Raw genomic sequence first — 22,176 nt, forward strand, 5'->3', positions numbered from 1 at the left:
TGAAATTCGTAAAAACTTATATATTAATCGCACAAATTAACAAACGAATTTTATAAATAGTATAATTACACTTTAGAGAGGTTCTAGTTTTATGACAAAAATGACAACAGAAGAAGCTTTTGTAAAAGTTTTACAAATGCACGGTATTGAACATGCATTCGGAATTATTGGTTCAGCCTTTATGCCAATTTCAGATATTTTTCCAGATGCAGGTATAACTTTCTGGGATGTTGCTCATGAAACAAACGGTGGTTTGATTGCTGATGGTTACACACGAGCTACTGGTAAAATGTCAATGGTTATTGCTCAGAACGGACCTGGAATTACTGGATTAGTTACACCAATTAAAACAGCTTATTGGAATCATACTCCTCTTTTATTAGTTACACCGCAAGCAGCGAACAAAACAATGGGGCAAGGTGGATTTCAAGAAGTAGAGCAAATGAATTTATTCAAAGACATGGTTTGTTATCAAGAAGAAGTAAGAGATCCATCAAGAATGGCAGAAGTACTCAATAGAGTAATAGAAAAAGCTATAAGAGGATCAGCACCAGCACAAATTAATGTTCCAAGAGATTATTGGTGCCAAGTAATTGATATCGATCTTCCTCCGATTGTAAGACTCGAAAGACAAGGGGGAGGAAATGATGCTGTAGCTAAAGCAGCTGACTTGTTATCTAAAGCAAAGTTTCCAGTAATATTATCTGGAGCAGGTGTTGTTATTGGAGGAGCTATAGAAGCTACAAAAAAACTTGCAGAAAAATTAGATTCACCTGTTTGCTCAGGTTACCAACATAATGACAGCTTTCCAGGAAGCCATCCTTTGGCTGTTGGTCCTCTTGGATACAATGGATCAAAAGCTGCAATGGAATTAATTTCAAAAGCCGACGTAGTATTAGCTTTGGGAACTAGATTAAATCCATTTTCCACTTTACCTGGTTATGGAATTGATTATTGGCCAAAGAAAGCAAATATTATTCAAGTTGATATTAATCCTGACAGAATAGGTTTAACTAAAAAAGTTACTGTAGGAATAAGTGGTGATGCAAAATTAGTTGCTGAACAAATTTTAGAAAAATTATCCTCTAACGCTGGTGATACTGATAGACAAGCTAGAAAAGATTTAATTCATCAAACTAAATCAGCTTGGCTACAAAAACTTTCAAGTTTAGATCATGAAGATGATGATGAAGGAACAGTTTGGAATAAAGAAGCTAGAGAAAGAGATGCGGATAGAATGTCACCAAGACAAGCTTGGAGAGCAATTCAAGCAGGAATGCCCGATGATGTAATTATATCTAGTGATATTGGCAACAACTGTGCGATAGGTAATGCTTACCCTACATTCGAAAAGCCTAGAAAATATTTAGCACCTGGTTTATTTGGTCCATGTGGTTACGGTTTCCCATCAATATTAGGAGCAAAAATTGGTTGTCCGGATACTCCTGTTATTGGATTTGCTGGTGATGGTGCTTTTGGAATAAGTATGAATGAAATGAGTTCATGTGCAAGAGAAGAGTGGCCCGCAATAACAATGGTTATTTTTAGAAATTATCAATGGGGTGCAGAAAAAAGAAATACAACACTTTGGTTTGACAACAACTTTGTTGGTACAGAATTAGACCCAGAATTAAGTTACGCTAAAGTTGCTGATGCATGTGGCTTAAAAGGTGTTACTGTAAGAACTATGGAAGAAACAACAACAGCAATTAAGCAATCTTGTGAAGATCAAAAGAAGGGTATTACAACATTTATCGAAGTTATCTTAAACCAAGAGCTTGGTGAGCCATTTAGAAGAGATGCAATGAAAAAACCTGTTAGAGTTGCAGGTATTGATAAAAAAGACATGAAACCTCAAAAATCTTTAAATGGATGATATTAAAATAAGTTCTAATCGAAGTTTTGGAATTGTTTTTTTTATAGTTTTTTTGCTTATAGCCTTATACCCCTTAATCTATAGCGGAGAAATAAGAGTCTGGTCAGCAATAATTTCTTTAATTTTCTTAATCTTAGGTTTATTAAATTCTAAAATTTTAACTCCTTTAAACAAGCTTTGGTTTAAGTTTGGGATATTTCTAAGTAAAATAATTTCACCATTCATAATGGGCATAATTTTTTTTTTAGTTGTTACTCCAATAGGTTTAATAATGAAATTCATGAGAAAAGACTTGTTAAATTTGAAATATAATAAGGAAAAAACTTATTGGATTGAAAAAAAAGGCCCAAAAAGTAAAATGAAAAATCAATTTTAATATGAGTTTTATAAAAGAATTTTGGGAGTTTCTAAAAGTTAGGAAAAAATATTGGCTTTTACCTATAATAATTGTTCTAGCTTTGTTTGGTGGGTTAATAGTTTTAACCCAAGGTTCGGCAGTAGCTCCTTTTATTTATACAATTTTTTAAAGTGAGTTCTATTTTAGGAATTTCAGCATTTTATCATGATAGTGCAGCATGTATTCTAAAAAATGGAAAAATAATTGCAGCAGCACAAGAAGAAAGATTTACCAGAAAAAAACATGACTCCAGTTATCCTCATAATGCAATTGAGTTTGTTTTAGATTATGCAAATCTTAAATTAAGTGAAGTAGACCAAATAGTTTTTTTTGAAAAACCTTTTTTAAAATTTGAAAGATTATTAGAAACTTATGTTGCTTTTGCGCCCAAAGGTTTCATCTCTTTCACAAAGGCTATGCCATTATGGATTAAAGAAAAACTGTTTCAAAAAAATCTTTTATTCAACAAACTTAAAAAACATGATCAAAATTTTATATCTGATGAAAATATTTTTTTTTCAGATCATCATTTAAGTCATGCTGCAAGTGCATTTTATCCATCGCCTTTCGATGAAGCAATTGTTTTAACTGCAGATGGTGTAGGTGAGTGGGCAACAACTACAGTTGCAGTTGGAAAAAATCAAAACTTAGAAATCAAAAAAGAAATTCATTTTCCACATTCCCTAGGATTACTTTATTCAGCATTTACATATTACACAGGGTTCAAGGTGAATAGTGGAGAATATAAACTTATGGGTCTAGCCCCTTATGGAAATCCAATTTTTGAGGATAAAATAAAAAAAATAATTGATATTAAAGAAGACGGAACATTTAGACTTGATCAAAAATATTTTAATTATGCAACAGGACTTACTATGACCAATGAAAAATTTAATAATTTATTTGGCCAAAAACCTCGTAATCCACAGACTGAAAAAATAACTCAATTTCAAATGGATATAGCTGCATCAATACAAAAAGTTACTGAAGAAATTATGATTAAATTAGCAAAATCTATACGAGAAGAATATGGAATTAAAAATTTATGTTTAGCCGGTGGAGTTGCTTTAAATTGTGTTGCAAATGGAAAAATACTTAAAGAGAAAATTTTTGATAATATTTGGATACAACCTGCTGCTGGTGATGCGGGTGGATCCTTAGGAGCAGCTTTAGCACTTTGGCATATAGAAAATGGAAATGAGAGAATTGTAAATTCAAGCGATGATATGAAAGGCTCATATTTGGGTAATGAATTTACTCAGAATGAAATTGAAAAAGAATTGAAAACTGTTGGTGCTAAGTTTGAAACTTTAAATTATGAAGATTTGATTGATAAAACTGCAGAATTTTTATCTAACGAAAAAGCTATTGGATGGTTTCAAGGAAGAATGGAATTCGGTCCTAGAGCTTTAGGAGCTCGATCTATTTTAGGAGATCCTAGATCCGATAGAATGCAAAAAAATTTAAATCTTAAAGTGAAATATAGAGAAAGCTTTAGACCTTTTGCACCCTCAATTCTGAGAGAAAATTTATCAGAATGGTTCGACACGAATGTTGATAGCCCCTATATGTTGCTTGTAACAAATATTAATTCAAAAAAAAAAATTGAAATGACTAATGAGCAAAAAAAACTTTTTGGTATAGATAAATTAAATATAAAAAGATCAGATATTCCAGCTGTAACTCATGTTGATTATTCAGCTAGGGTTCAAACTGTTACAAAAAACACTAATAATAGATATTATGATTTAATTTCAAAGTTTAAAGAAAAAACAGGTTGTCCTGTGATTGTAAACACTTCTTTCAATGTGAGGGGTGAGCCAATTGTTAATACACCCACAGATGCATTTAATTGTTTTATGGGAACAGAACTTGATTATTTAATTATTGGAAACTGTATTTTAGACAAAAAACATCAAAATAAAAATCTTAAAAAAGATTATTCAAAAGAGTTTGATCTTGATTAATTTAAAAAAAACAATTTACTATTTTTTTATAATTCTAATTTATTATTTGCTATTAACTACAATAGTTTTTGCATTTAGCTACATATCTTTAATTAATGGAAAAACTTACGATTTATTTTGGATAAAAAGTATTCAAAAAAAAATTTATTTTAGAGGCTATAGAGACATTCTCCACTATAATCAGAATTGTATAAAGTTTGATAAAAAATTATTATACAAGCCTAAAACTGGAGTTTGTAATTTTAAAAACGCAGAATTTGATACTAATTTAACTTTTAACGAATTCTTAAGAATTCACGAAGATAATAATACTAAAAAAATAAAAAAAACTGATTTAGTTGTGTTGGGAGACTCTATAGCTATGGGTTGGGGTGTAAATGATAATGAGACTTTTTCATATTATCTACAAAAATTATTAAACCAGAGAGTTTATAATATGGGAGTGTCAAGCTATGGAACTGTAAGAGAAATTAAAAGATTAAAACAAAGTCCATATTATAAAGATATTGAAACAATAATAATTCAATATCATCGTAATGATATGTTTGAAAATATCAAATTAAAAATAAATAAAGATTATGATTTAGCTGAATATAATAAAAATTTTAATTACGAAAAAATTAAAAACTCAAATTTAGGTTTTATCTTAAGAAATTTAAAAAGTGCTATTCGATTATTTTTTTCAGATATAATTGATTTTTTATTCAAAGAACAAAATTTAGAATTAATGAATTTTGCTTGGGATAAAGAACATTTAGATCCTGTAATAAAAAAAAATATTGATTTAAGAGATAAAAGAGTAATTGTTGTAGTACCGATACCTCCTTGGCAAAAATTATTTAATTTCCCAAAAGTAAATGAAGAAATTGAATATTTATTAATCAAACTAAATAAGGAACATTTTTTTATTATCGATGATCACCCAAATGAGTTGGGCCACAAAGAAATTGCTGAAAAAATATATGATTATCTTAATGTAAATTAGATTTATTATAGAAAATAGTTCTATATGAAAAAAAACTTAATTTTGTTGGCTTCTTCAATTTTAATAATTATTTTTTTGTTAGAATTTTATCTTAAATTTTTTGGTAAATATCAAAATCTTACAAAACACAATTTAAGCCCATCTGAAGCTATATATGAAAGATCTCATTCATCCAATCATAATTATAAGCATCCTGATATAAATTATATAATTCAAAATTATTATGATGTAGATGGAGTAAAGAATTTTGAAAAAACACCTACCTCTAGCAAAAAAAAAATAGTTGGAATGTTTGGAGATAGTTTTACAGAGAATATTGGTGTAGATAAAGAATTTGAATACTCAAATATTTTAAATCAAAATATAGAAAATTATAATATAGTTAATTATGGTGTAGGTGGTTATTCTGCAGATCAAGTTTTTATAAGATATTTAAAATATAAACATCACGATATTAAATATTTATTTTATCTTTTAATGCCTGGAGATGATGGTTTTTCAACTAAATCAAAATTTTATTCTGACGGAAAATATATTATAGATCAGCCAAAATTGAGTTTATTTTTTCAAGCTATAGGTAAATTAAATATTACATATTTTCTAGTCGATAGTTATTATTTTTTAAAAAGTATTTTAAGTGATAATTATTCTTCCACTGAGACTGGAAATTATAACTCAATATTATCAAATAAAATTTATGAACAATTTTATCACCAAGATTTAAAAAAATGTAAGCATTTACAAAAAAAAATAGAATATAAAGATTTCGTAGATTGTAAATTAGGACTATTTAATTTATTAAAAATTTTCCAATCTGAAACCGAAAATAATAATATTGAATTTTATGTACTAGTCTATCCAGACCCAAATTTTGTTAATTTTTTTGAGGAAGTTTTAAAACTAGAAAAAAATAATATTTCATATTTTGTTTTGGATTCTGAGTTGGTGAATAATAAAAAATTTATATTTAAGAATCCATTTGACAAACATTGGAATGAGTATGGAAATATTGTTTATGCTAAAAATTTACAAAATATTTTCTCAAAGTTAGGTTTAGATAGCAAAAAAATAGATATAAATAAATTTTTTAAAAAAGTTGATACCTTTTATGCTAACCAAAATTAGTTTTTATAGTTATGATTATTGAAAATGATAAAAATTGTAGTTGGATTAATGATCTAACTCCAAGAACGAATATTAAATCAATAGAGTCAAATGAAGATTGTGAGTATCTGGTTATAGGTGCAGGATATACAGGACTTTCTGCAGCTAAGAAATTAAGAGAACTTCACACAAATCAAAAAATAATAATAGTAGATGCTCATTTTGCAGGTGAAGGTGCAAGTTCCAGAAATTCAGGTTATCTTGTTGATACTACACTTAATGATGGGTTTACCTCCAACAAAGAATTAGATAATTATAAAAAAAAAGCAGACATTTATAAATTAGGAATTGAAACCGTTAAAAAATTTATTAAAGAATATCAGGTTGATTGTGATTGGAACGAATGTGGAAAATATTTTGCTTCATCAAAGGTAGAAGATAAAAAAACATTAGAAAATTTCTCAGTTACTTTATCTAAATTAGGTTTTGAGCATAATTTATTATCAAATAAAGAACTTAAAGAAAGATTGGGCACCAATTTTTACAATATAGCTCTTCACACAAAGGGAGGTATTTTGCTACATCCAGGTAAATTGGTTAGAGCTATGATTGATACATTGCCAGAAAATATTAATCTTTATGAAAATTCTCCATTACTAAATTGGGAAAAGAACAAGGATACAGTCATTTGTAAATTTAAAAATGCTTCAATTAAAACTAAAAAGATTATTTTTGCTACAAACGGATTTTTGAAGTCTTTAGGAATAAAATCAAATTATAATTTTCCTATTACTTTAACAGCTAGTATGACTAGATCTTTATCAGATGAGGAGTTTAAATTACTTGGTGAGCCTAAAGAGTGGGGGGTTTTACCTGTAAGACCAATGGGGGCCACTATAAGAATGACTAAAGATAGAAGAATCTTAATTAGAAATACTGCAGAAGTTCATAATCCTTATCAAATGTCTAAATCTGAATTAACCAAAAGATCATTAAAACAAAAGATTGGAATTAAAAAAAGATTTCCAGAATTACCTGATGATATTATTCAATCTTCTTGGTCAGGCATTGTTTCAAGAACAAGAAATAGTTCTCAAATTTTTGAAAAAATTGATGATAATATATTTGTTGCAGGTTGTTATAATGGTTCTGGTATTGGAGTTGGTACTTTATTTGGAGAGCAAATAGCAATTAAAGCAAGTAATGAAAATACAAAAGAGATAGAAACTATTGAAGCAAGAGATAAACCTACATGGTTACCTCCTGATCCAATTTTGAGTCTAGGAGTTAGAGCTAGATTGATTTATGAACGTTTCAGAGCAAAATCTGAGATTTAGTTTAAAACAGACATTGGATCTAATCGTGTTTGAAACCAATTTATTCTAAAATCTAGGTGAGGTCCTGTTGATCTGCCGGTTGATCCAACTGTTCCAATAACATCCCCTTGATTAATTTTATCACCAACTGAGACTAATACATTTTCTAAATGGGAATATATCGTTGATATTCCATGACCATGATCCATTATTACTGTTCCACCAGTATAATATAAATCATCTTCAGCCATAGTAACTACACCTGAGCCTGATGATTTAATCATTGTTCCTTTTTTAGCTGCAATATCTATTCCATAGTGAGGCCATCTTGGTTTACCATTTAAAATTCTTTGGCTACCATAAACACCACTGATTATACCTTCAACTGGCATGATAAATTTTTCTTTAAAAAATTGTAGATCTGAATTAATTGCTCTTGCTTCTCCAATTGCATTATTTTCTTTTTTAATTCTTTTATAAACAGATTCAGGTGGAGTGACCTTACTTTCTGCCAAACCGTCTATTCTTTGTATATTGTATTTACGCTTTAAAACTTTTTTTGTAGTTATTGATTTTTTTCCATTAATAATTTTCGTAAATGTTAAGTCGTATTTTTGATCTCGATCTATACCAAAAACAAAAAAGCCATCTTTTGATACTTTAACCTCTTTTTTTCCAATCAAAATTTTAGCATTAGGGTCAGTTTTACCTAATATAAAATGACCTTGTAGAAATTTACCTTGGAATTCAATAGCTTTTACTGGAGATATAAAAATTAAAAAAACAAAAAAAAGTCTATAAATTATTGAGCTGTCCATCCACCATCTATAATTATTGATGTTCCGGTTATCATTGAGGAAGCTGATGATGCCAAAAAACATACTGTTGTCGCAACATCACTTTCAGTAGCCGCTTTTCCCATTGGGATATTTCCAAGGGCTAATTTTTTAAATTTTTTGTTTTTAAAAAATTTTTTAACCATAGGTGTTTCAACAAAAGTAGGTGCTACCGTATTAACTCTGATATTTTTTTTAGCTAATTCAACACCCATTCCTTTTGTTAATCCTTCAATTCCAAATTTAGTCATATTATATACGTTTCTTCCACCCATACCCACATGACCGAGCTGTGATGACATATTTATAATTGAACCAGATCTTTTTTTATTTTTAAGCATCTTTTTTACTACAAGTTGAGCTACGTTAAATGCTGCTTTAAGATTTAAATCTACAAGGTAATTCATACTTTGTTGTTTTATTTTTTCAAATGGTTCTGGAATGTTAGTTCCAGCATTATTTACCAATACATCAATAATTTTAATTTTATCTAATTTTTGTTTTAAATCTTCATAGTTCATTACATCACACGAAACTTTAATAATTTTCCCCTTAACTTTTTTAATATCCTTTTCTAATTTATTTAAATCTGAAGGAGTTCTACTTAAAGCTATAACCGTTGCACCTGCCTCAGCTAACGCAATAGAACAAGCTCTTCCCAATCCTTTACCTGCACCAGTAACTAAAGCGTATTTGTTTTTTAGATTTATTTTTTGAAGATACATTAAAAGAATATTATTTTAATATCTGTGTAAATCAACTCTACAGCTACTATTAATATTGCTAACAATCCAACCCAAGCAATCCATTTATATTTTTTAATCCATCCAGATATTAATGTTGCTGCAGTTGCCATTAAAATGATTGATAACACTAATCCAAATACCAGTAGTCCATAATGATCGCCTGCTGCACCAGCAACACCTAAAACATTATCTAAACTCATTGTAAAATCTGCAAGTAGAACTGTCCAAATAGCCTTTAAAAAACTGGAATTGTCTACTTTAACATTCTCCTCTGTTTCTGAACCTTTGATTACATCTACGTAAAGTTTGTAAACAATATAAAGTAATAACAACCCCCCAATTAATCTTAAACCAGTTATTTGTAGCAGATAAGCTGTAAGCAAAGTTAGTATTATTCTTAAAATTACAGCACCACCAATTCCCCAGAATATAATTTTTTTTCTTTGTTCTACTGGAAATTTAGATGCAACCATCCCAATTATAATGGCATTATCTCCCGCTAAAACTAGATCAATAAAAATGATTTGAGTTAATATAGCTATTTGTTCAGGTGTAAAAAATTCTGCAAACATTATTGTTGTAGTATCATGTCAGCACCTTTTTCTGCAATCATTATTGTTGGTGCATTTGTATTTCCTGACGTGATGTTTGGCATTATTGATGCATCTATAACTCTCAAATTATTAACACCTCTAACTTTAAGTTTTTCGTCAACTACAGACATTTCATCTTGTCCCATCTTACAAGTTCCAACGGGATGAAAAATAGTTTGAGCATAATTAGAGGCTTCTTTAACTAATTCCTCATCATCATTTAAATGAATACCAGGTCTGTATTCCTCTGGGTTATATTTTTTAAAAGTTTCCGACTCCATTATAATTTTTCTAGTTAATTTAAGTCCTTTAGCTGCTATCATTCTATCGTGATCAGTTGATAGATAGTTTTGTTTTATTTTTGCATAAGTTCTCGAGTCTTTATCAACAATACTAACATGTCCTCTACTTGTCGGTCTGATATTTGAAACAGTAGGCGTGAATGCATGAAAATCATGATTTTTTGTTGCTCCCAAAGTATCCATACTCATGGGCTGAACATGCCATTGTAAATCTGGTAGCTCTAAAGATGGATCGCTTTTAGCAAACATGCAAAGTTGACTAGCACCCATAGTCATTGGGCCACTTCTTTTAAAAATATATTCTAAGCCAATCATTAAATTTCCAAATAAACTATTGATTTTTTTATTTAGGGATTTTAAACCATTAATTTTATAGATTGGTCTAAGCATTAAATGATCGTGTAAATTTTCTCCAACACCATTTAAATTTTGCACCATATCAATTCCAAGATTTTTAAGTTTTTCAGGATTTCCTATACCAGAAACTTGTAAGATTTGAGGAGATCCAATAGCTCCCGATGAAATAATAATTTCTTTATTTGCTTGAACTTTTTTTAATCCATTTCCTTCCCAATACTCAACTTCTTTGGCAGTTTTATTTTCAAAATTTATTTTTTTGACATGTGAATGAGTTAAAATTTTTAAATTTTGCCTGCTCTTGATTGGGTTTAAATACCCAACAGCTGTACTACATCTAAAGCCATCTTTTTCTGTTACTTGAAAATAACCACAGCCATGATTATCACCAGTATTAAAATCTTTTGTTTTTGGAATACCGAACTCTTCAGCAGCATTTTGAAATTCATCTAAAAGAGGCAGATGTATTCTTTGATCTGAAACAGACAAAGGACCACCAACACCATGGAATTCACTTTTTCCTCTTTCTTGATTTTCTGCTTTGATAAAATAAGGCAAAACATCATCCCACCCCCAACCTGTGTTACCTAGTTGTCGCCAAATATCATAATCTCTGTGTTGACCTCTTATGTAAAGCAGACCATTGATAGAAGAACTACCTCCTAAAGTTTTTCCTCTAGGATACCTAATAGAAATATTATTCATGCTCTCGTCAGGTTCTGTTTTGTAGCACCAATCAGTCTTTGGGTTATGCATTGTTTTGAAATAACCAACAGGAATATGTATCCAAGGATAATTATCCTTGCCTCCAGCCTCAATTAAAAGTACTTTATTTGAAGGATTTTCAGATAACCTGTTAGCAAGTACGCATCCTGCTGATCCAGCACCTAAAATTATAAAATCAAAATTTTCCATTACTTAGAACTCTTATAAATTAAAAAATAAATTTTTCTAATAATACTGTAAAAAAAATTAGAATTATTCAATATTAACACTTGTTTTAGTTTTCATTCTTTGACAAGGTTTCATTTTTAAAAATAAAGAGAGGGAAACAAATGAAAAAAATCATTTCAATGTTATTTGCGGTTGCGATGGTATTTGGATTTATTTCAAATGCTAATGCTGCAAAAACACTAAAATGTCAGACAGTTCTTAACACTAAGGCTGATGAAGTTAAAATGTTAAAAGACTTTACTGACACTGTTACAACTTTGACAGGTGGATCTCTTAAGTTTGAAATTATGCCTGCAGGAGCAGTTGTTGGTGTAAAAGAAACTTTAGATGCTGTTGATAAAGGACTTATCGACTGTGGATTTGCTTGGACACACTATTGGTCAGGTGATCACCCTGCCGCTATGTTATTTGGTTCGCCAGTAGCAGGTGGTGGTGTTGGTATTGACAACATCGCATTCTTATCATGGTTTCAGTATGGTGGAGGAAAAGAGCTATACGACAGACTATGGAAAGAAATGGGAAGAGATATTAAAGGATTTATGATTCAACCAGTTGGTCCTGAAGCTTTAGGTTGGTTTCCAAAACCAATTAAAGATATGGCTGATTTTAGAAAATATAAATTCAGAACTCCTCCAGGAATTCCAGGACAAACTTATAAAGACATCGGTATAGCATCTGTTGCTATGGGTGGTGGAGATATTCTACCAGCTTTAGAAGCAGGAACTATTGATGCTGCTGAATGGTGTTGTCCAAAACCAGACTTAACGTTTGGTTTCCAAAAAGTATTAAAGCACTACTACCTACAAGGTTTACACCAAGTAGTCGTAAATGCTGACTTTTATATTACCGGAAAAACATATGAAGCTATGAGTGCTCATGAGAAGAAGTCTCTAGAAGTTGCAGCAAATGCATCTCTAGCGAAATCTCTAAGTTACAGAATCTATGAAAACGGAAAAGCTTTAAAAGAGCTTACTGAAGTTCATGGTGTAAAATTAGAGGATACTCCTTCTGATTACTTCACAGAATACATGGCAGCTGCTAAGAAAAGTTTAGAAACAAACGCAGCTAAAAATGCATTCTTTGCTGAAGTTTGGGACTCTATGAAAGAATTTGCTGATATAGCAGTTCCTTTCTGGAGTGGTGCTCAAATGTCTAATGCGAAGCTAGGAATGGCTCACGCAGCAACATTAAAGTAATCATTAAATAATCTTTATATTAGAGCGGACTTAATAGTCCGCTCTAATTTTTTATATAAAATTTTATGGCAGACGAACCAGGTAAACTAGATATATCAGATGAAATGATTGCCGAAAGGCGAGGTGGTTCAGGAAAAATGCCAAGCGATATGCCGTCATGGATGGCAAGCTCAATTGTAAATATTGATAAATTTAGCAAATGGGTTGGTAACGTTGTTTGTTGGATATTAATGCCGTTAATTCTTGCAATGACTTATGAAGTTCTTGCTAGAAAATTATTTCATGCCCCAACAATATGGGCCTATGACATCAGTCGATTTTTATATGGTGCACTTTTTATGTTGGGTGCTGGTTATGCACTATCTAAAGGTGTTCATATTAGAGCTGATTTTTTATACAGAAATTTTAAAACCAAGAATCAAGGCACAATTGATTTTTGGTTGTATATTTTATTTTATTTTCCAGGCTTACTTGTGTTCCTTTATATGACTATTGGATATGTAGGAGAGTCTATCCAAAGAGGTGAGAGAGGAATGGATACTACTTGGATGCCATATATGTGGCCAATAAAAACTTGTCTACTAATTGGAATAATATTTTTAATAATCCAAGGTATTTCAGAATTATTAAAAAGTTATTGGGCTGCTACAAGAGGGAAGTGGCCAGGAGAAGATGAATGATAGCTGAATTTATAGATCCAGCATACTTAGGTTTTATTTTAGTTGGAGTAATGTTGTTCGCCATCTTTGTTGGATTTCCTATTTCATTCACATTAATTTTCTTAGGTTTTGTATTTGGTTATTTAGGATTTGGAAAATTAGTATTTTATTTAATGACCCTCCAATTCTCGATGGTCATGACCGAACAAACACTCGCCGCCGTTCCGCTCTTTGTCTTTATGGGCATTATGATGGAGCAGGCAGGACTGATGGAAAGATTATTTTCGTCATTTCAAATGATGCTGGCTAGAGTAAGAGGTGCATTATATTATGCTGTTTTGTTTGTTTCAGTTATCTTTGCAGCTGCAACAGGAATTGTTGGTGCCTCAGTAACTATTCTTGGAATAATGGCCGCAAAATCAATGAATAGATCTGGTTATGACGTAAGACTTGCAGCTGGAACAATTACTGCTGGCGGAACCTTAGGAATTTTAATTCCACCAAGTATTATGCTTGTTGTAATGGGCCCAATTATGGAAATACCCGTTATTGATCTATTTGCTGCAGCTATAGTTCCTGGAATTCTTCTTGCAAGTTTATATGCTGGCTACACAACAATAAGATGCATGATAAATCCTAAACTAGGTCCTGTAATTCCAGAAGAAATGAGAGCAGCGAGCATGAAAGAAGTTTGGATTGAATTCTTCTTAGGTTTGGTTCCTCCTGCAGCTCTAGTTTTTGCTGCGTTAGGAAGTATTTTATTTGGTTTTGCAACTCCAACAGAGGCTGCTGGTTGTGGTGCAATGGGAGCATTGTTGCTTTCATTAGCATATAAAAAATTAACTCTATCTAAACTACAAGAAGCACTAGTTAAAACTTTAGAGATTACTGCTTTAATAATGGTTTTAGTTGCTGCATCAAACTTTTTTGGTGCTGTATTCGCAAGACTGGGTACCCCAACATTGTTAACTGAATTTTTGTTAGGTTTAGAGATGAACAAATATTTTATTTTAGCAATTGTAATGGTTGCTATATTTTTATTAGGTTGGCCATTGGAATGGGTTCCAATTGTGATGATTATTGTACCAATTATTTTNACCATTAATTGAAGCTTTGGGCTTTAATTTAACTTGGTTTGCAATATTAGTTGCTGTCAATCTCCAGACCGCCTGGCTGTCTCCACCTGTAGCTTTGTCTGCATATTTCTTAAAAGGTGTAGTTCCTGAATGGGATTTAAAAGATATTTATTATGGAATGATGCAGTTTATGGTTCTACAAATTATAGGCTTAGTTTTAATTATCATATTTCCTAAGATTGCCTTATGGTTACCAACTCTCTTATATGGACAGTAAAATTTATTAGTTTAAAATAAATTTCGTGAATCAACCTAAAGTAAAATACTCTCTTTCTAATTGGGACTTAGTCACAGTTAATCCAAATTATAAAACTTGGAATTGGAAAGATCTATTTTGTTTTTGGGGAGCAAATGTACAGAGTGTAATTGGTTTTTCATTAATATCCTCTTTATACTTAATGTATAGTTTAAATATTTTTGTAGTTTTTTTTGGAATTATATTAGGATCTTTTTTCGTTTATTTATTTTCAAATATTATTGGAAAACCTTCTCAAAAATTTGGTTTACCATTTGCAGTATTGCTTAGATCCTCACTTGGATTTAATGGTGCTAAATTTTTTGGGTTAATCAGAAGTTTAGTTGGAATATTTTTATTTGGAATTCAAACTTATTTTTTGTCTAAAATCTTAGTTTACTTAATTAGAATAGTAATTTTTTCTATAGACAATTCTTTATTGCAGCAGGAAATATTTATTTTTTATTATTTTGGCATGAACATTATTGATTGGTCTGCAATAATAATTACAATAATATTACAAACTTTATTTTTTACTGTTGGGATGCAGTATAATAAAAAAATAATTAATTTTTCAGCGATAACAGTTTATGTTGGATTGCTAATTTTTTTCTTTGTTGTTTTATTAAGTGATGTAAAAATAACTACTGAAGCTTTTTCAAATATTTTTAATTTAAATAATTTTTTAGATGTTAATAATTTAGCACCTTTATTGACTGTTGCTGGAACAATATTTGCTTATTTTTCAATTTTAATAATTAGTTTTGGTGATTTTTCTAGGTATGTAAAAAATGAACAAGAATTAAAAAAAGGAAACTTAAGTTTAATTTTGAATTTAATTATTTTTTCTTTTTTATCTGTTTTTATTGTTACAGGTTCTGATGTTTTTCTTAATCAAAAATTTTCAGATATAGATAGAATTTTTACTAATCCTACAGATATAATCGGGAAGTTTGATAATATACAAATAACAACAGTCGTTCTATTTTTTATTATAATAGCTTCAGCTTCTACAAATTTAGTTGCCAATTTCATCCCATCTCAATACTCTCTAATAAATTTTGCTCCTTCAATATTAAGTTTAAAAAGCGCTAGTTATTTAATTGCTTTTTTTGGTTTGTTGATCGCAATCTTCTGGCTGACTATATTGAGCCAAATAGGAATTTTATCATTTGTTGATACTTTTGGTGCTTTCTTTGGTCCTTTATTTGGAGTGATGGCAGCTGATTATTATCTAATTAAAAATCAAGAATTAAGCAATAAAGACCTATATTCTATAGACAAAGAGAGTGCTTATTATTATTCAGGTGGTTGGCATATAAAAGGTGTTTATTCTTTAATTGTTGGATTTATATTTTCAGCGTCTACAATTTGGAACACTAATTTAATGTTTTTACAGTCCTACGCTTGGATAATAGGTGCATTTGTTGCTTGGATAACATATTACTTATTAGCAAAAAAGTAATATGAAAGCTCTAGTATATACAGGTACTCAGGAATTAGTTTATAGAGACGAACCAAACCCAATTGAAGTTTCAGGAGAAAGTATTTTAAAAATACATGCTTCAGGCATATGTGGTTCGGATATGCACGCTTATCATGGACATGATGAAAGAAGAGTGCCCCCATTAATATTGGGACATGAAGTAAGTGGAGAAGTTCAGAATGGAAAATTCAAAGGAAAAGATGTTGTTTTAAATCCTCTAATTACTTGTGGTAAATGTGAATATTGTACAAGTGGAAGAGAACATCTTTGTCCAAAAAGAATTATTTTGGGCATGAATAAACCAATTGAAAGACAAGGTGTTTTTGCAGAATTTGTATCAACTCCTGATCAAAATATTTATGAAATTCCAGAAGGTTTAGATAAAAATGAGGCTCCTGTAGCAGAGCCGACTGCTGTTTCTTTACATGCAGTATTAATGGGCGAGCAAACATTGAGTAAACCTTTATCTGAATGCAAAATCTTAATTCAAGGTGGTGGTGCGATTGGCTTGTTGTGTGGTCTAATATTATCAAAAATTAAAGGTAACAAAGACATAATTCTTTCTGACCCAAATAAATTAAGACTTAAAGAATGCTCCAAATATTTGGAAGCTAAATATGTAGCTCCAAATGATAAGGAAATAGCTAGTAATAACTTTGATATAGTTTTTGATACGGTTGGACTAGAAATCTCAAGACAACAAGCAATCGAGGTAGTCAAACCAGGTGGAACTATCATTCACATAGGTTTAACCCAGCCTGCTGGAACCTTTAATTTTAGAAAAATGACCTTACAAGAAGTGACGGTAATAGGCACTTACTGCTATACAAATAAAGATTTTGAACAAACTTTAAAGATTTTAGCAAACAAAGATATTGGATCACTAGATTGGATTGAGTTTAGGGAATTAAAAAGTGGCGGAGATGCCTTTAAGCAAATACATGATGGAACGTGTGTTGCCCCAAAAATTATCCTTTTACCTTAGAAATTAAGTCTATTTTTGAGTTAATAACTCTTGATCCACCTGTTTTAAGCTCTTTAGATACAACCGGGGCTGATATCATAAACGACCAGTAAACTAAAAGTATAAATACAGATATAATTTTCACAGTATTCATTTAATAATCAATTTTGAATTTAGAATGTTGAAATTGTGACTGAATATTGAATTTATAATTAATCTAGCTATAAGAAGAACATGTTAAAAATTTTTTATATTTTTATTACATCATTAATCTTTCTTGGCTCAGCATATTCAGAAACTGTGAAAGTTTTTGAATTTACTGAAAAAGAATTGTCAGCACTTGAGATACGTAAAGTAAGAGGAGCAGATAACAATACTTCTTATACTGTTGGATCAAATGAAAACGGCAATTTTTTAAAAGCAGTAGCAGACAATGCTGCTTCGGGCCTTGGAAAAGAGATCAAAATTGATCTAAATAAAACACCTTTTATCAATATTACATGGAAAATAGAGAAGGATCTTCGAGGAATTAAAGAGAATACAAAAAAAGGACATGATTATGCCGCCCGTGTTTTTGCGATTAAAAAAACTGGAGCCACACCTTTATCAAATAGAGCAATTAATTATGTTTTTTCAAGTAATAGTGATGTTGGTGAAAATAGACCAAGTCCTTACACAAAAAAATCTATAGACAATGTATTAGCAACCACCAAAGACAACTTAAATGAATGGGTGACAGTAAAAGCCAATGTGAAAGAAGATTTTAAAAAATTTCATGATTTAGATGTAAATGAATTAGACGGCCTAGCTATAATGGCAGATACTGATAATTCTAAAATGAAATCAATTTCTTATTTTCAGAATATTTATTTTTCAGCAGATTAATTACCATTTTAAATACTTTTTTAATCCAATACTTAAAAACGATAATAAAATCGCTGCGATAACATCAGCGATTGGAATTGCATTTGGAAATCCAAAGTTCCATAAAACTACTCCGATTAACCAAATTATATAAATTTTCATCTAAGATATTATATCTTAGTTTCTATTAAATTTTTATTTATTTGATATTATTAATTTATGCATAAAAACTTTAGTCATAATGTTAAAGTGTATTATGAAGATACAGACGCTGGTGGAGTCGTGTATTATGCAAATTATTTAAAATATTTAGAAAGAGCTAGAACTGAAGCGTTATCAACTATTGGATTAAGCAATACAAAAATAAAAAATGATTTTGGTGCTCTTATAATTGTTAAATCGTGCAATATTGAATATAAAAAATCTGCATATTTAGAAGATGATTTACAAATTAAATCATTTGTAGACTCTACTTCAAAAACTTCTTTTTTAATGAATCAATCAATATTTAAAGATGAGGAATTGATCGTAGAGGCTAAAATTCATCTAGTATTTATAAATGAAAAATTCAAGCCAGTAAAAATTCCAGAAAAAATCTTATTAGACTTTAAACCCTATACTTCTAGTCAATAGATATTTTCCTAGCTTTTTTAAATAAATCTACAATCATTCTTTCAGATACAAGCTTAGTGTTTACATTTCTAGGGCTAGGGTGATAACAGGCAATTAGTTTAATATTTCCTGGTAGTAAATAGGATTTTCCATGAATAAATTTTATCTTTTCATTAAAAGTATATTTTTTTTTATAAAATTTAACACAATTATCAAATGCCACCTTTCCTAATGCAATAATAGTTTTTAATTTTTTTAAATTATAAATCTCACTATCAAAATATTTTGAACAATTATTTAGTTCTTCTATTTTAGGTTTGTCTCCTGGAGGAACACATTTTAAAATATTAGTAATATATGTTGATTTTAATTTAAGACCATCATTTAGGTTTTCTGAATTTGGTTGGTTTGATATTTTAGCCTTAAATAAACATTTAAATAAAAAATCTCCAGATTTATCACCTGTAAAAGCTCTTCCAGTTCTTGTTCCCCCATGTGCTGCGGGGGCTAATCCAATTATTAAAATTTTTGCATCAATAGCACCAAATCCTGTAACTGGTTTTCCCCAGTAAGTTTCATTTATATTCTGCTTTCTTTTTTCTGTTGAAATTTTTTTTATAAAATTAACAAGTCTTGGGCATTTTTTACATTTAAGAATTGTTTTATTTAAATTATCTATTTTAATGTTCATAAATGAAAATTTTTAATTATTTAATTATAATATTTATATGCATTAATCCCTCAGTTAAAGCAGATTCAAAACAAACTTTAATTAATGAATTACAAAAGGGTGGAAAATTAATTTTCATAAGACATGCTTATGCTCCTGGTGGCGGTGATCCAGATAATTTTGATATTAATGATTGTACCACTCAAAGAAATTTAAGTCATAGTGGTAGAGTACAATCAAAAAAAATTGGTAATTTTTTTGAAGAAAATAAAATTCCAATAGGAGAAGTCTATTCTAGTGAATGGTGTAGATGCAAAGAAACTGCATCTATTGCTTTTAAAAAATATGAAACTAAAAATTTTCTAAACTCATTTTTTAGTGCAAAATTTGCCAGCAATAGAAAAAAGCAAGTTATTGATTTTGATAAATTTATTAGCACTTGGGATAAAGATCAAAATTTAGTTTTTGTCACACATTATGTGGTGATTTCTGAAATTTTAAATTATGCACCATCATCTGGAGAGATTGTTATTTCGGATAAAAGTTTAAAAGTTATTGATACTTTAGAAATTGAATATTAAAGTAAATTATCATGTCATCTAAAAGAGCAATGAGACAAGCGCAAAAACAAGCATACGCGAAGCATCGTTCAAATATTACAAATAGTAGATTTGAACTTAAGAAAAAATTTATTACTAAAAACAAAGAAGAAAAAAAAAATAAAAATTAACTTTCTTGATCAAATTTCTCTATTTTTTCACAACTAGAGATTTTAGATAAACTTTCAACATCATTCAAAACAGCTTTAACAAATATTTCTGGTTTATTTTTTTCAAATAAAATTTGAGTATAAAACTGAGGATAACCATGTTTTAATGTAAGTATTTTTCCATCTTCTTCATAAATATTTCTCACATAGGAGTTTTTCTTTTTAACGCTTAAATCGGTAATTTTATATTTTTGATAAGTTTTTTCATTATAAACGTAATTACGTGTCATAATTAGTTCATTAAGATTTAAAATATATTCATTTTTTAAAAAACCGTCCTCTTTATGATCACATTTACTCAACACAATTATTTCTGAGTGAGAATTAAAGGATATAAAAAAAAATGATAAAAAAAATATTAAAAACTTATTTTCTCTCATTTTTATCAACAAAAAATAAAGCTATAATAAATATTACAGTCCAAGCAAATACAGACAATGTTTTTAAAGGGGTGGTATCTGCTCCCCAAACATCAAAGAATAAAGCGCCAATAATTATCCCTATAACATAGAGAATACTTACAATTTTAACTTTACTCATATTTTATCAATCTTTGATTAAGTTTTTCTTAAAAAGAGACATACCATTCTTGATTTTATAAGAATAAGATTCTTTAAAACTCTCAAGTTGCCAACCAGTAAGTCTTTTTTCAATTTGAATTATATTTTCTTTTTTCCAATCATCAGTTGTTTCTTTAAGCTTCCAAAGTCGTTTTTCCTCATTGCTTCTTCCACAACCATAGCAAAAACCTGTTGATGGGTCAGTTTTACATATACTTATACAGGGAGAAATAATCATTTATGGTTCTGATTATATAACTTGTTGTATCCATTGCAATATTTCGAAAAACGAATTCTTTGAAAAGGAAAGTCATTTATTAAATCATCTCTATTTTTATTAAAGTTTGTTTTGATTTCAACTATTGTACTATAATCTTTTTCAATTTTATCTTTCATAAAATGTTTATATTTTATGTTTTGATCTATAACAATTCTAACATCATCTAGTTGAAAATATTCTCTTTGATAATTCACATAAACTATGGGTTTACAAACTCCATATTGTTTATCAAATATGCCTTTTTTTTTAATCTCATCAAATTCACTAAAATTAATTTGATTACTTTTTTTATATCTACCTTCAATACTTGAAATTTTAGTCTCCAGATAAAGACCTTTATTTTCATTATTAGGATATTGTCTAATTCTTATTTTTTTTCTTGGCATTGTTCCTTCTACAGAGTCTTTATACATTTCACTTTTAAAGTTATCAAAATACAAACTATCAATGTTTCTTTCTGGAAATAAAATTTTTGCGTTATTTTTAAATAAATAATCTTTAAATTCAAAAATTTGATTATTATTAATTAACAATTTTTCTTCTACTCTAAAGCTCATTGTTTAAATAAATTAATGATTGTTTATCTACTTCTAATTTTTTAATAAAGTTAACACATCTAAGGTTTTTAACCTCTATGATGCCTCCTAAAAATTCTTGTTTTTTGTTATATGCAGATAAACAAGTGTTTAAATTATTAAAATTTAAATTATTTGCGAAAGTCTTTGAGCTATCTTTTGATGCTATCCCAATATTAGAATCTTTTGAGTAAAGCTCATTTAAATACACAGTAGAATTTTCTCCAACTGATAAAGATTTATCTCCGCAATTATTTAGATCTAGTTTATTTAAGTTATATTGCCCATACGAAACATCTACACAGTCATTTTTTGATGTTTTAACATTAAGGTTTTCAATCTGAACATTAGAAAAATCCATATCTAGTCCATCGCTTCGAGAATTTTCTATGTTAATTTCACTTAATTTACCCTTAATATTTATAAAGTTTACCGCGTCTTCACATGAAGAATTAAGTGAATTAATTTTTGAATTTTCAATTGTTAGATCAATAAATGACAAACATCCAGTTAGTCCCCTAATATCAAATGGATAATCTTGAATTTTTCCAAAAATTTCATCATCGTATCCATAAAAGTTAATATCCAAATTTTTAACTGTGCCATTTAAAAAAAAAGCCTTAGCACCTGGTTTTTTTTGATAAATTTCAAGTTTACTTTGATCATCATTAAGATTGAATTCGATACCATTTTCATAAAAGAAAGTTGATTCATTAATTTCTAATTTTTCGTATTTA

Annotated in this window: 27 protein-coding genes and 1 pseudogene; 16 read left to right on the forward strand and 12 right to left on the reverse strand. The window is 29.3% G+C overall.

The features are described from left to right. The first annotated feature begins 91 nt into the window (after positions 1-91). From xsc to ACTTBL_RS01270, 7 genes are read left to right on the forward strand one after another with little or no spacing between them, the layout of a single operon-like run. Positions 92-1,876: a sulfoacetaldehyde acetyltransferase gene (gene xsc / locus ACTTBL_RS01240; protein WP_440643260.1), complete on the forward strand. Its 1,785-nt coding sequence runs from the start codon at positions 92-94 to the stop codon at positions 1,874-1,876. Beyond that, the gene (locus ACTTBL_RS01245; RefSeq protein WP_440643261.1) at positions 1,869-2,252 is read left to right on the forward strand and encodes an SxtJ family membrane protein; all 384 of its coding nucleotides are present in this window, start codon (positions 1,869-1,871) and stop codon (positions 2,250-2,252) included. Before xsc ends, ACTTBL_RS01245 begins: the two co-directional genes overlap by 8 nt. Before the next feature lies 1 nt (position 2,253). After that, positions 2,254-2,403 carry a DUF5989 family protein gene (locus ACTTBL_RS01250; RefSeq protein WP_440643262.1) on the forward strand — a complete coding sequence of 50 codons (150 nt, stop codon included), beginning with the start codon at positions 2,254-2,256 and terminating at the stop codon, positions 2,401-2,403. A gap of 1 nt (position 2,404) precedes the next feature. Beyond that, the gene (locus ACTTBL_RS01255; protein ID WP_440643263.1) at positions 2,405-4,240 is read left to right on the forward strand and encodes a carbamoyltransferase family protein; all 1,836 of its coding nucleotides are present in this window, start codon (positions 2,405-2,407) and stop codon (positions 4,238-4,240) included. A gap of 46 nt (positions 4,241-4,286) precedes the next feature. Next, positions 4,287-5,225, forward strand: a complete 939-nt coding sequence (locus ACTTBL_RS01260) for an SGNH/GDSL hydrolase family protein (protein WP_440643264.1) — start codon at positions 4,287-4,289, stop codon at positions 5,223-5,225. A gap of 24 nt (positions 5,226-5,249) precedes the next feature. Next, complete coding sequence (locus ACTTBL_RS01265) at positions 5,250-6,350, forward strand: hypothetical protein (protein ID WP_440643265.1); 1,101 nt, start codon at positions 5,250-5,252, stop codon at positions 6,348-6,350. Between the two features lie 11 nt (positions 6,351-6,361). Continuing rightward, positions 6,362-7,666, forward strand: coding sequence for an NAD(P)/FAD-dependent oxidoreductase (locus ACTTBL_RS01270; protein ID WP_440643266.1), 1,305 nt, complete (start codon positions 6,362-6,364; stop codon positions 7,664-7,666). Here the strand turns inward: ACTTBL_RS01270 and ACTTBL_RS01275 are convergent. The 4 genes from ACTTBL_RS01275 to ACTTBL_RS01290 are packed head-to-tail and all read right to left on the reverse strand — an operon-like array spanning position 7,663 to position 11,394. After that, entirely contained in the window at positions 7,663-8,463 is an 801-nt protein-coding gene (locus tag ACTTBL_RS01275) for a M23 family metallopeptidase (protein WP_440643267.1), read from the reverse strand. The two genes, ACTTBL_RS01270 and ACTTBL_RS01275, sit on opposite strands and share 4 nt — an antisense overlap. Continuing rightward, on the reverse strand, positions 8,448-9,206 hold the full coding sequence (locus ACTTBL_RS01280) for an SDR family NAD(P)-dependent oxidoreductase (protein WP_440643268.1): 759 nt from the start codon (positions 9,204-9,206) through the stop codon (positions 8,448-8,450). Before ACTTBL_RS01280 ends, ACTTBL_RS01275 begins: the two co-directional genes overlap by 16 nt. Next, positions 9,206-9,799 (reverse strand): TerC family protein, encoded by a 594-nt coding sequence (locus tag ACTTBL_RS01285; RefSeq protein WP_440643269.1) that lies wholly within the window; start codon positions 9,797-9,799, stop codon positions 9,206-9,208. Before ACTTBL_RS01285 ends, ACTTBL_RS01280 begins: the two co-directional genes overlap by 1 nt. Continuing rightward, positions 9,799-11,394, reverse strand: coding sequence for a GMC family oxidoreductase (locus ACTTBL_RS01290; RefSeq protein ID WP_440643270.1), 1,596 nt, complete (start codon positions 11,392-11,394; stop codon positions 9,799-9,801). The genes ACTTBL_RS01285 and ACTTBL_RS01290 overlap by 1 nt, the downstream gene beginning before the upstream one ends. 140 nt (positions 11,395-11,534) lie before the next feature. On the opposite strand from ACTTBL_RS01290, the gene ACTTBL_RS01295 reads away from it, so the two are divergent. The 5 genes and pseudogenes from ACTTBL_RS01295 (at position 11,535) to ACTTBL_RS01315 (ending at position 17,130) form a co-directional block, all read left to right on the forward strand. Next, complete coding sequence (locus ACTTBL_RS01295; RefSeq protein WP_075536171.1) at positions 11,535-12,629, forward strand: TRAP transporter substrate-binding protein; 1,095 nt, start codon at positions 11,535-11,537, stop codon at positions 12,627-12,629. A gap of 65 nt (positions 12,630-12,694) precedes the next feature. Further along, entirely contained in the window at positions 12,695-13,309 is a 615-nt protein-coding gene (locus ACTTBL_RS01300; RefSeq protein ID WP_440643271.1) for a TRAP transporter small permease subunit, read from the forward strand. Then, a pseudogene (locus ACTTBL_RS01305) lies at positions 13,306-14,641 on the forward strand (TRAP transporter large permease). The gene ACTTBL_RS01300 and the pseudogene ACTTBL_RS01305 overlap by 4 nt, the downstream one beginning before the upstream one ends. A gap of 25 nt (positions 14,642-14,666) precedes the next feature. Next, entirely contained in the window at positions 14,667-16,124 is a 1,458-nt protein-coding gene (locus ACTTBL_RS01310) for a cytosine permease (protein WP_440643272.1), read from the forward strand. A gap of 1 nt (position 16,125) precedes the next feature. After that, the gene (locus tag ACTTBL_RS01315; RefSeq protein ID WP_440643273.1) at positions 16,126-17,130 is read left to right on the forward strand and encodes an alcohol dehydrogenase catalytic domain-containing protein; all 1,005 of its coding nucleotides are present in this window, start codon (positions 16,126-16,128) and stop codon (positions 17,128-17,130) included. Here the strand turns inward: ACTTBL_RS01315 and ACTTBL_RS01320 are convergent. Then, positions 17,114-17,263, reverse strand: coding sequence for a hypothetical protein (locus ACTTBL_RS01320; protein WP_440643274.1), 150 nt, complete (start codon positions 17,261-17,263; stop codon positions 17,114-17,116). The genes ACTTBL_RS01315 and ACTTBL_RS01320 overlap by 17 nt on opposite strands. Before the next feature lie 80 nt (positions 17,264-17,343). Between ACTTBL_RS01320 and ACTTBL_RS01325 the strand changes: the two genes are divergently transcribed. Beyond that, positions 17,344-17,994 (forward strand): DUF3047 domain-containing protein, encoded by a 651-nt coding sequence (locus ACTTBL_RS01325; RefSeq protein ID WP_075504817.1) that lies wholly within the window; start codon positions 17,344-17,346, stop codon positions 17,992-17,994. Here ACTTBL_RS01325 and ACTTBL_RS01330 read toward each other — a convergent pair whose 3' ends face one another. Then, entirely contained in the window at positions 17,995-18,135 is a 141-nt protein-coding gene (locus ACTTBL_RS01330; RefSeq protein ID WP_179850747.1) for a hypothetical protein, read from the reverse strand. A gap of 57 nt (positions 18,136-18,192) precedes the next feature. Between ACTTBL_RS01330 and ACTTBL_RS01335 the strand changes: the two genes are divergently transcribed. Further along, complete coding sequence (locus ACTTBL_RS01335) at positions 18,193-18,606, forward strand: YbgC/FadM family acyl-CoA thioesterase (protein ID WP_440643275.1); 414 nt, start codon at positions 18,193-18,195, stop codon at positions 18,604-18,606. On the opposite strand, the gene ACTTBL_RS01340 is transcribed toward ACTTBL_RS01335, so the two are convergent. Then, the gene (locus ACTTBL_RS01340; RefSeq protein ID WP_440643276.1) at positions 18,596-19,276 is read right to left on the reverse strand and encodes a uracil-DNA glycosylase; all 681 of its coding nucleotides are present in this window, start codon (positions 19,274-19,276) and stop codon (positions 18,596-18,598) included. The genes ACTTBL_RS01335 and ACTTBL_RS01340 overlap by 11 nt on opposite strands. Before the next feature lie 2 nt (positions 19,277-19,278). On the opposite strand from ACTTBL_RS01340, the gene ACTTBL_RS01345 reads away from it, so the two are divergent. After that, positions 19,279-19,836 carry a histidine phosphatase family protein gene (locus ACTTBL_RS01345; RefSeq protein ID WP_440643277.1) on the forward strand — a complete coding sequence of 186 codons (558 nt, stop codon included), beginning with the start codon at positions 19,279-19,281 and terminating at the stop codon, positions 19,834-19,836. A gap of 11 nt (positions 19,837-19,847) precedes the next feature. After that, a complete protein-coding gene (locus tag ACTTBL_RS01350; RefSeq protein ID WP_440643278.1) occupies positions 19,848-19,985 on the forward strand; it encodes a hypothetical protein in 138 nt (45 codons plus the stop codon). On the opposite strand, the gene ACTTBL_RS01355 is transcribed toward ACTTBL_RS01350, so the two are convergent. The 5 genes from ACTTBL_RS01355 to ACTTBL_RS01375 all read right to left on the reverse strand — a co-directional run. Continuing rightward, on the reverse strand, positions 19,982-20,329 hold the full coding sequence (locus tag ACTTBL_RS01355) for a hypothetical protein (RefSeq protein ID WP_440643279.1): 348 nt from the start codon (positions 20,327-20,329) through the stop codon (positions 19,982-19,984). The genes ACTTBL_RS01350 and ACTTBL_RS01355 overlap by 4 nt on opposite strands. Positions 20,330-20,390: 61 nt before the next feature. Continuing rightward, positions 20,391-20,564, reverse strand: a complete 174-nt coding sequence (locus tag ACTTBL_RS01360; protein WP_440643280.1) for a hypothetical protein — start codon at positions 20,562-20,564, stop codon at positions 20,391-20,393. A gap of 6 nt (positions 20,565-20,570) precedes the next feature. Then, positions 20,571-20,822, reverse strand: a complete 252-nt coding sequence (locus ACTTBL_RS01365) for a DUF1289 domain-containing protein (protein WP_440643281.1) — start codon at positions 20,820-20,822, stop codon at positions 20,571-20,573. After that, positions 20,819-21,421, reverse strand: a complete 603-nt coding sequence (locus tag ACTTBL_RS01370) for a VTC domain-containing protein (protein WP_440643282.1) — start codon at positions 21,419-21,421, stop codon at positions 20,819-20,821. Before ACTTBL_RS01370 ends, ACTTBL_RS01365 begins: the two co-directional genes overlap by 4 nt. Continuing rightward, positions 21,411-22,176, reverse strand: a 766-nt coding sequence (locus ACTTBL_RS01375) for a hypothetical protein (RefSeq protein WP_440643283.1), incomplete at its 5' end; no start/stop codon positions are given. The genes ACTTBL_RS01370 and ACTTBL_RS01375, both read right to left, overlap by 11 nt.

It is taken from the genome of Candidatus Pelagibacter sp. HIMB123, from assembly GCF_052048195.1.
Lineage (GTDB): Bacteria > Pseudomonadota > Alphaproteobacteria > Pelagibacterales > Pelagibacteraceae > Pelagibacter.

Bases quoted from the DNA above. Each gene is read 5' to 3' on its own strand.
- ACTTBL_RS01370 (WP_440643282.1), bottom strand. From the start codon at position 21,421: ATGAGCTTTAGAGTAGAAGAAAAATTGTTAATTAATAATAATCAAATT.
- ACTTBL_RS01275 (WP_440643267.1), bottom strand. From the start codon at position 8,463: ATGGACAGCTCAATAATTTATAGACTTTTTTTTGTTTTTTTAATTTTT.
- ACTTBL_RS01270 (WP_440643266.1), top strand. From the start codon at position 6,362: ATGATTATTGAAAATGATAAAAATTGTAGTTGGATTAATGATCTAACT.
- ACTTBL_RS01325 (WP_075504817.1), top strand. From the start codon at position 17,344: ATGTTAAAAATTTTTTATATTTTTATTACATCATTAATCTTTCTTGGC.
- ACTTBL_RS01345 (WP_440643277.1), top strand. From the start codon at position 19,279: ATGAAAATTTTTAATTATTTAATTATAATATTTATATGCATTAATCCC.
- ACTTBL_RS01350 (WP_440643278.1), top strand. From the start codon at position 19,848: ATGTCATCTAAAAGAGCAATGAGACAAGCGCAAAAACAAGCATACGCG.
- ACTTBL_RS01265 (WP_440643265.1), top strand. From the start codon at position 5,250: ATGAAAAAAAACTTAATTTTGTTGGCTTCTTCAATTTTAATAATTATT.
- ACTTBL_RS01330 (WP_179850747.1), bottom strand. From the start codon at position 18,135: ATGAAAATTTATATAATTTGGTTAATCGGAGTAGTTTTATGGAACTTT.
- ACTTBL_RS01245 (WP_440643261.1), top strand. From the start codon at position 1,869: ATGGATGATATTAAAATAAGTTCTAATCGAAGTTTTGGAATTGTTTTT.
- ACTTBL_RS01340 (WP_440643276.1), bottom strand. From the start codon at position 19,276: ATGAACATTAAAATAGATAATTTAAATAAAACAATTCTTAAATGTAAA.
- ACTTBL_RS01285 (WP_440643269.1), bottom strand. From the start codon at position 9,799: ATGTTTGCAGAATTTTTTACACCTGAACAAATAGCTATATTAACTCAA.
- ACTTBL_RS01365 (WP_440643281.1), bottom strand. From the start codon at position 20,822: ATGATTATTTCTCCCTGTATAAGTATATGTAAAACTGACCCATCAACA.
- ACTTBL_RS01360 (WP_440643280.1), bottom strand. From the start codon at position 20,564: ATGAGTAAAGTTAAAATTGTAAGTATTCTCTATGTTATAGGGATAATT.
- ACTTBL_RS01315 (WP_440643273.1), top strand. From the start codon at position 16,126: ATGAAAGCTCTAGTATATACAGGTACTCAGGAATTAGTTTATAGAGAC.
- ACTTBL_RS01280 (WP_440643268.1), bottom strand. From the start codon at position 9,206: ATGTATCTTCAAAAAATAAATCTAAAAAACAAATACGCTTTAGTTACT.
- ACTTBL_RS01320 (WP_440643274.1), bottom strand. From the start codon at position 17,263: ATGAATACTGTGAAAATTATATCTGTATTTATACTTTTAGTTTACTGG.
- ACTTBL_RS01250 (WP_440643262.1), top strand. From the start codon at position 2,254: ATGAGTTTTATAAAAGAATTTTGGGAGTTTCTAAAAGTTAGGAAAAAA.
- ACTTBL_RS01295 (WP_075536171.1), top strand. From the start codon at position 11,535: ATGAAAAAAATCATTTCAATGTTATTTGCGGTTGCGATGGTATTTGGA.
- xsc (WP_440643260.1), top strand. From the start codon at position 92: ATGACAAAAATGACAACAGAAGAAGCTTTTGTAAAAGTTTTACAAATG.
- ACTTBL_RS01335 (WP_440643275.1), top strand. From the start codon at position 18,193: ATGCATAAAAACTTTAGTCATAATGTTAAAGTGTATTATGAAGATACA.
- ACTTBL_RS01290 (WP_440643270.1), bottom strand. From the start codon at position 11,394: ATGGAAAATTTTGATTTTATAATTTTAGGTGCTGGATCAGCAGGATGC.
- ACTTBL_RS01300 (WP_440643271.1), top strand. From the start codon at position 12,695: ATGGCAGACGAACCAGGTAAACTAGATATATCAGATGAAATGATTGCC.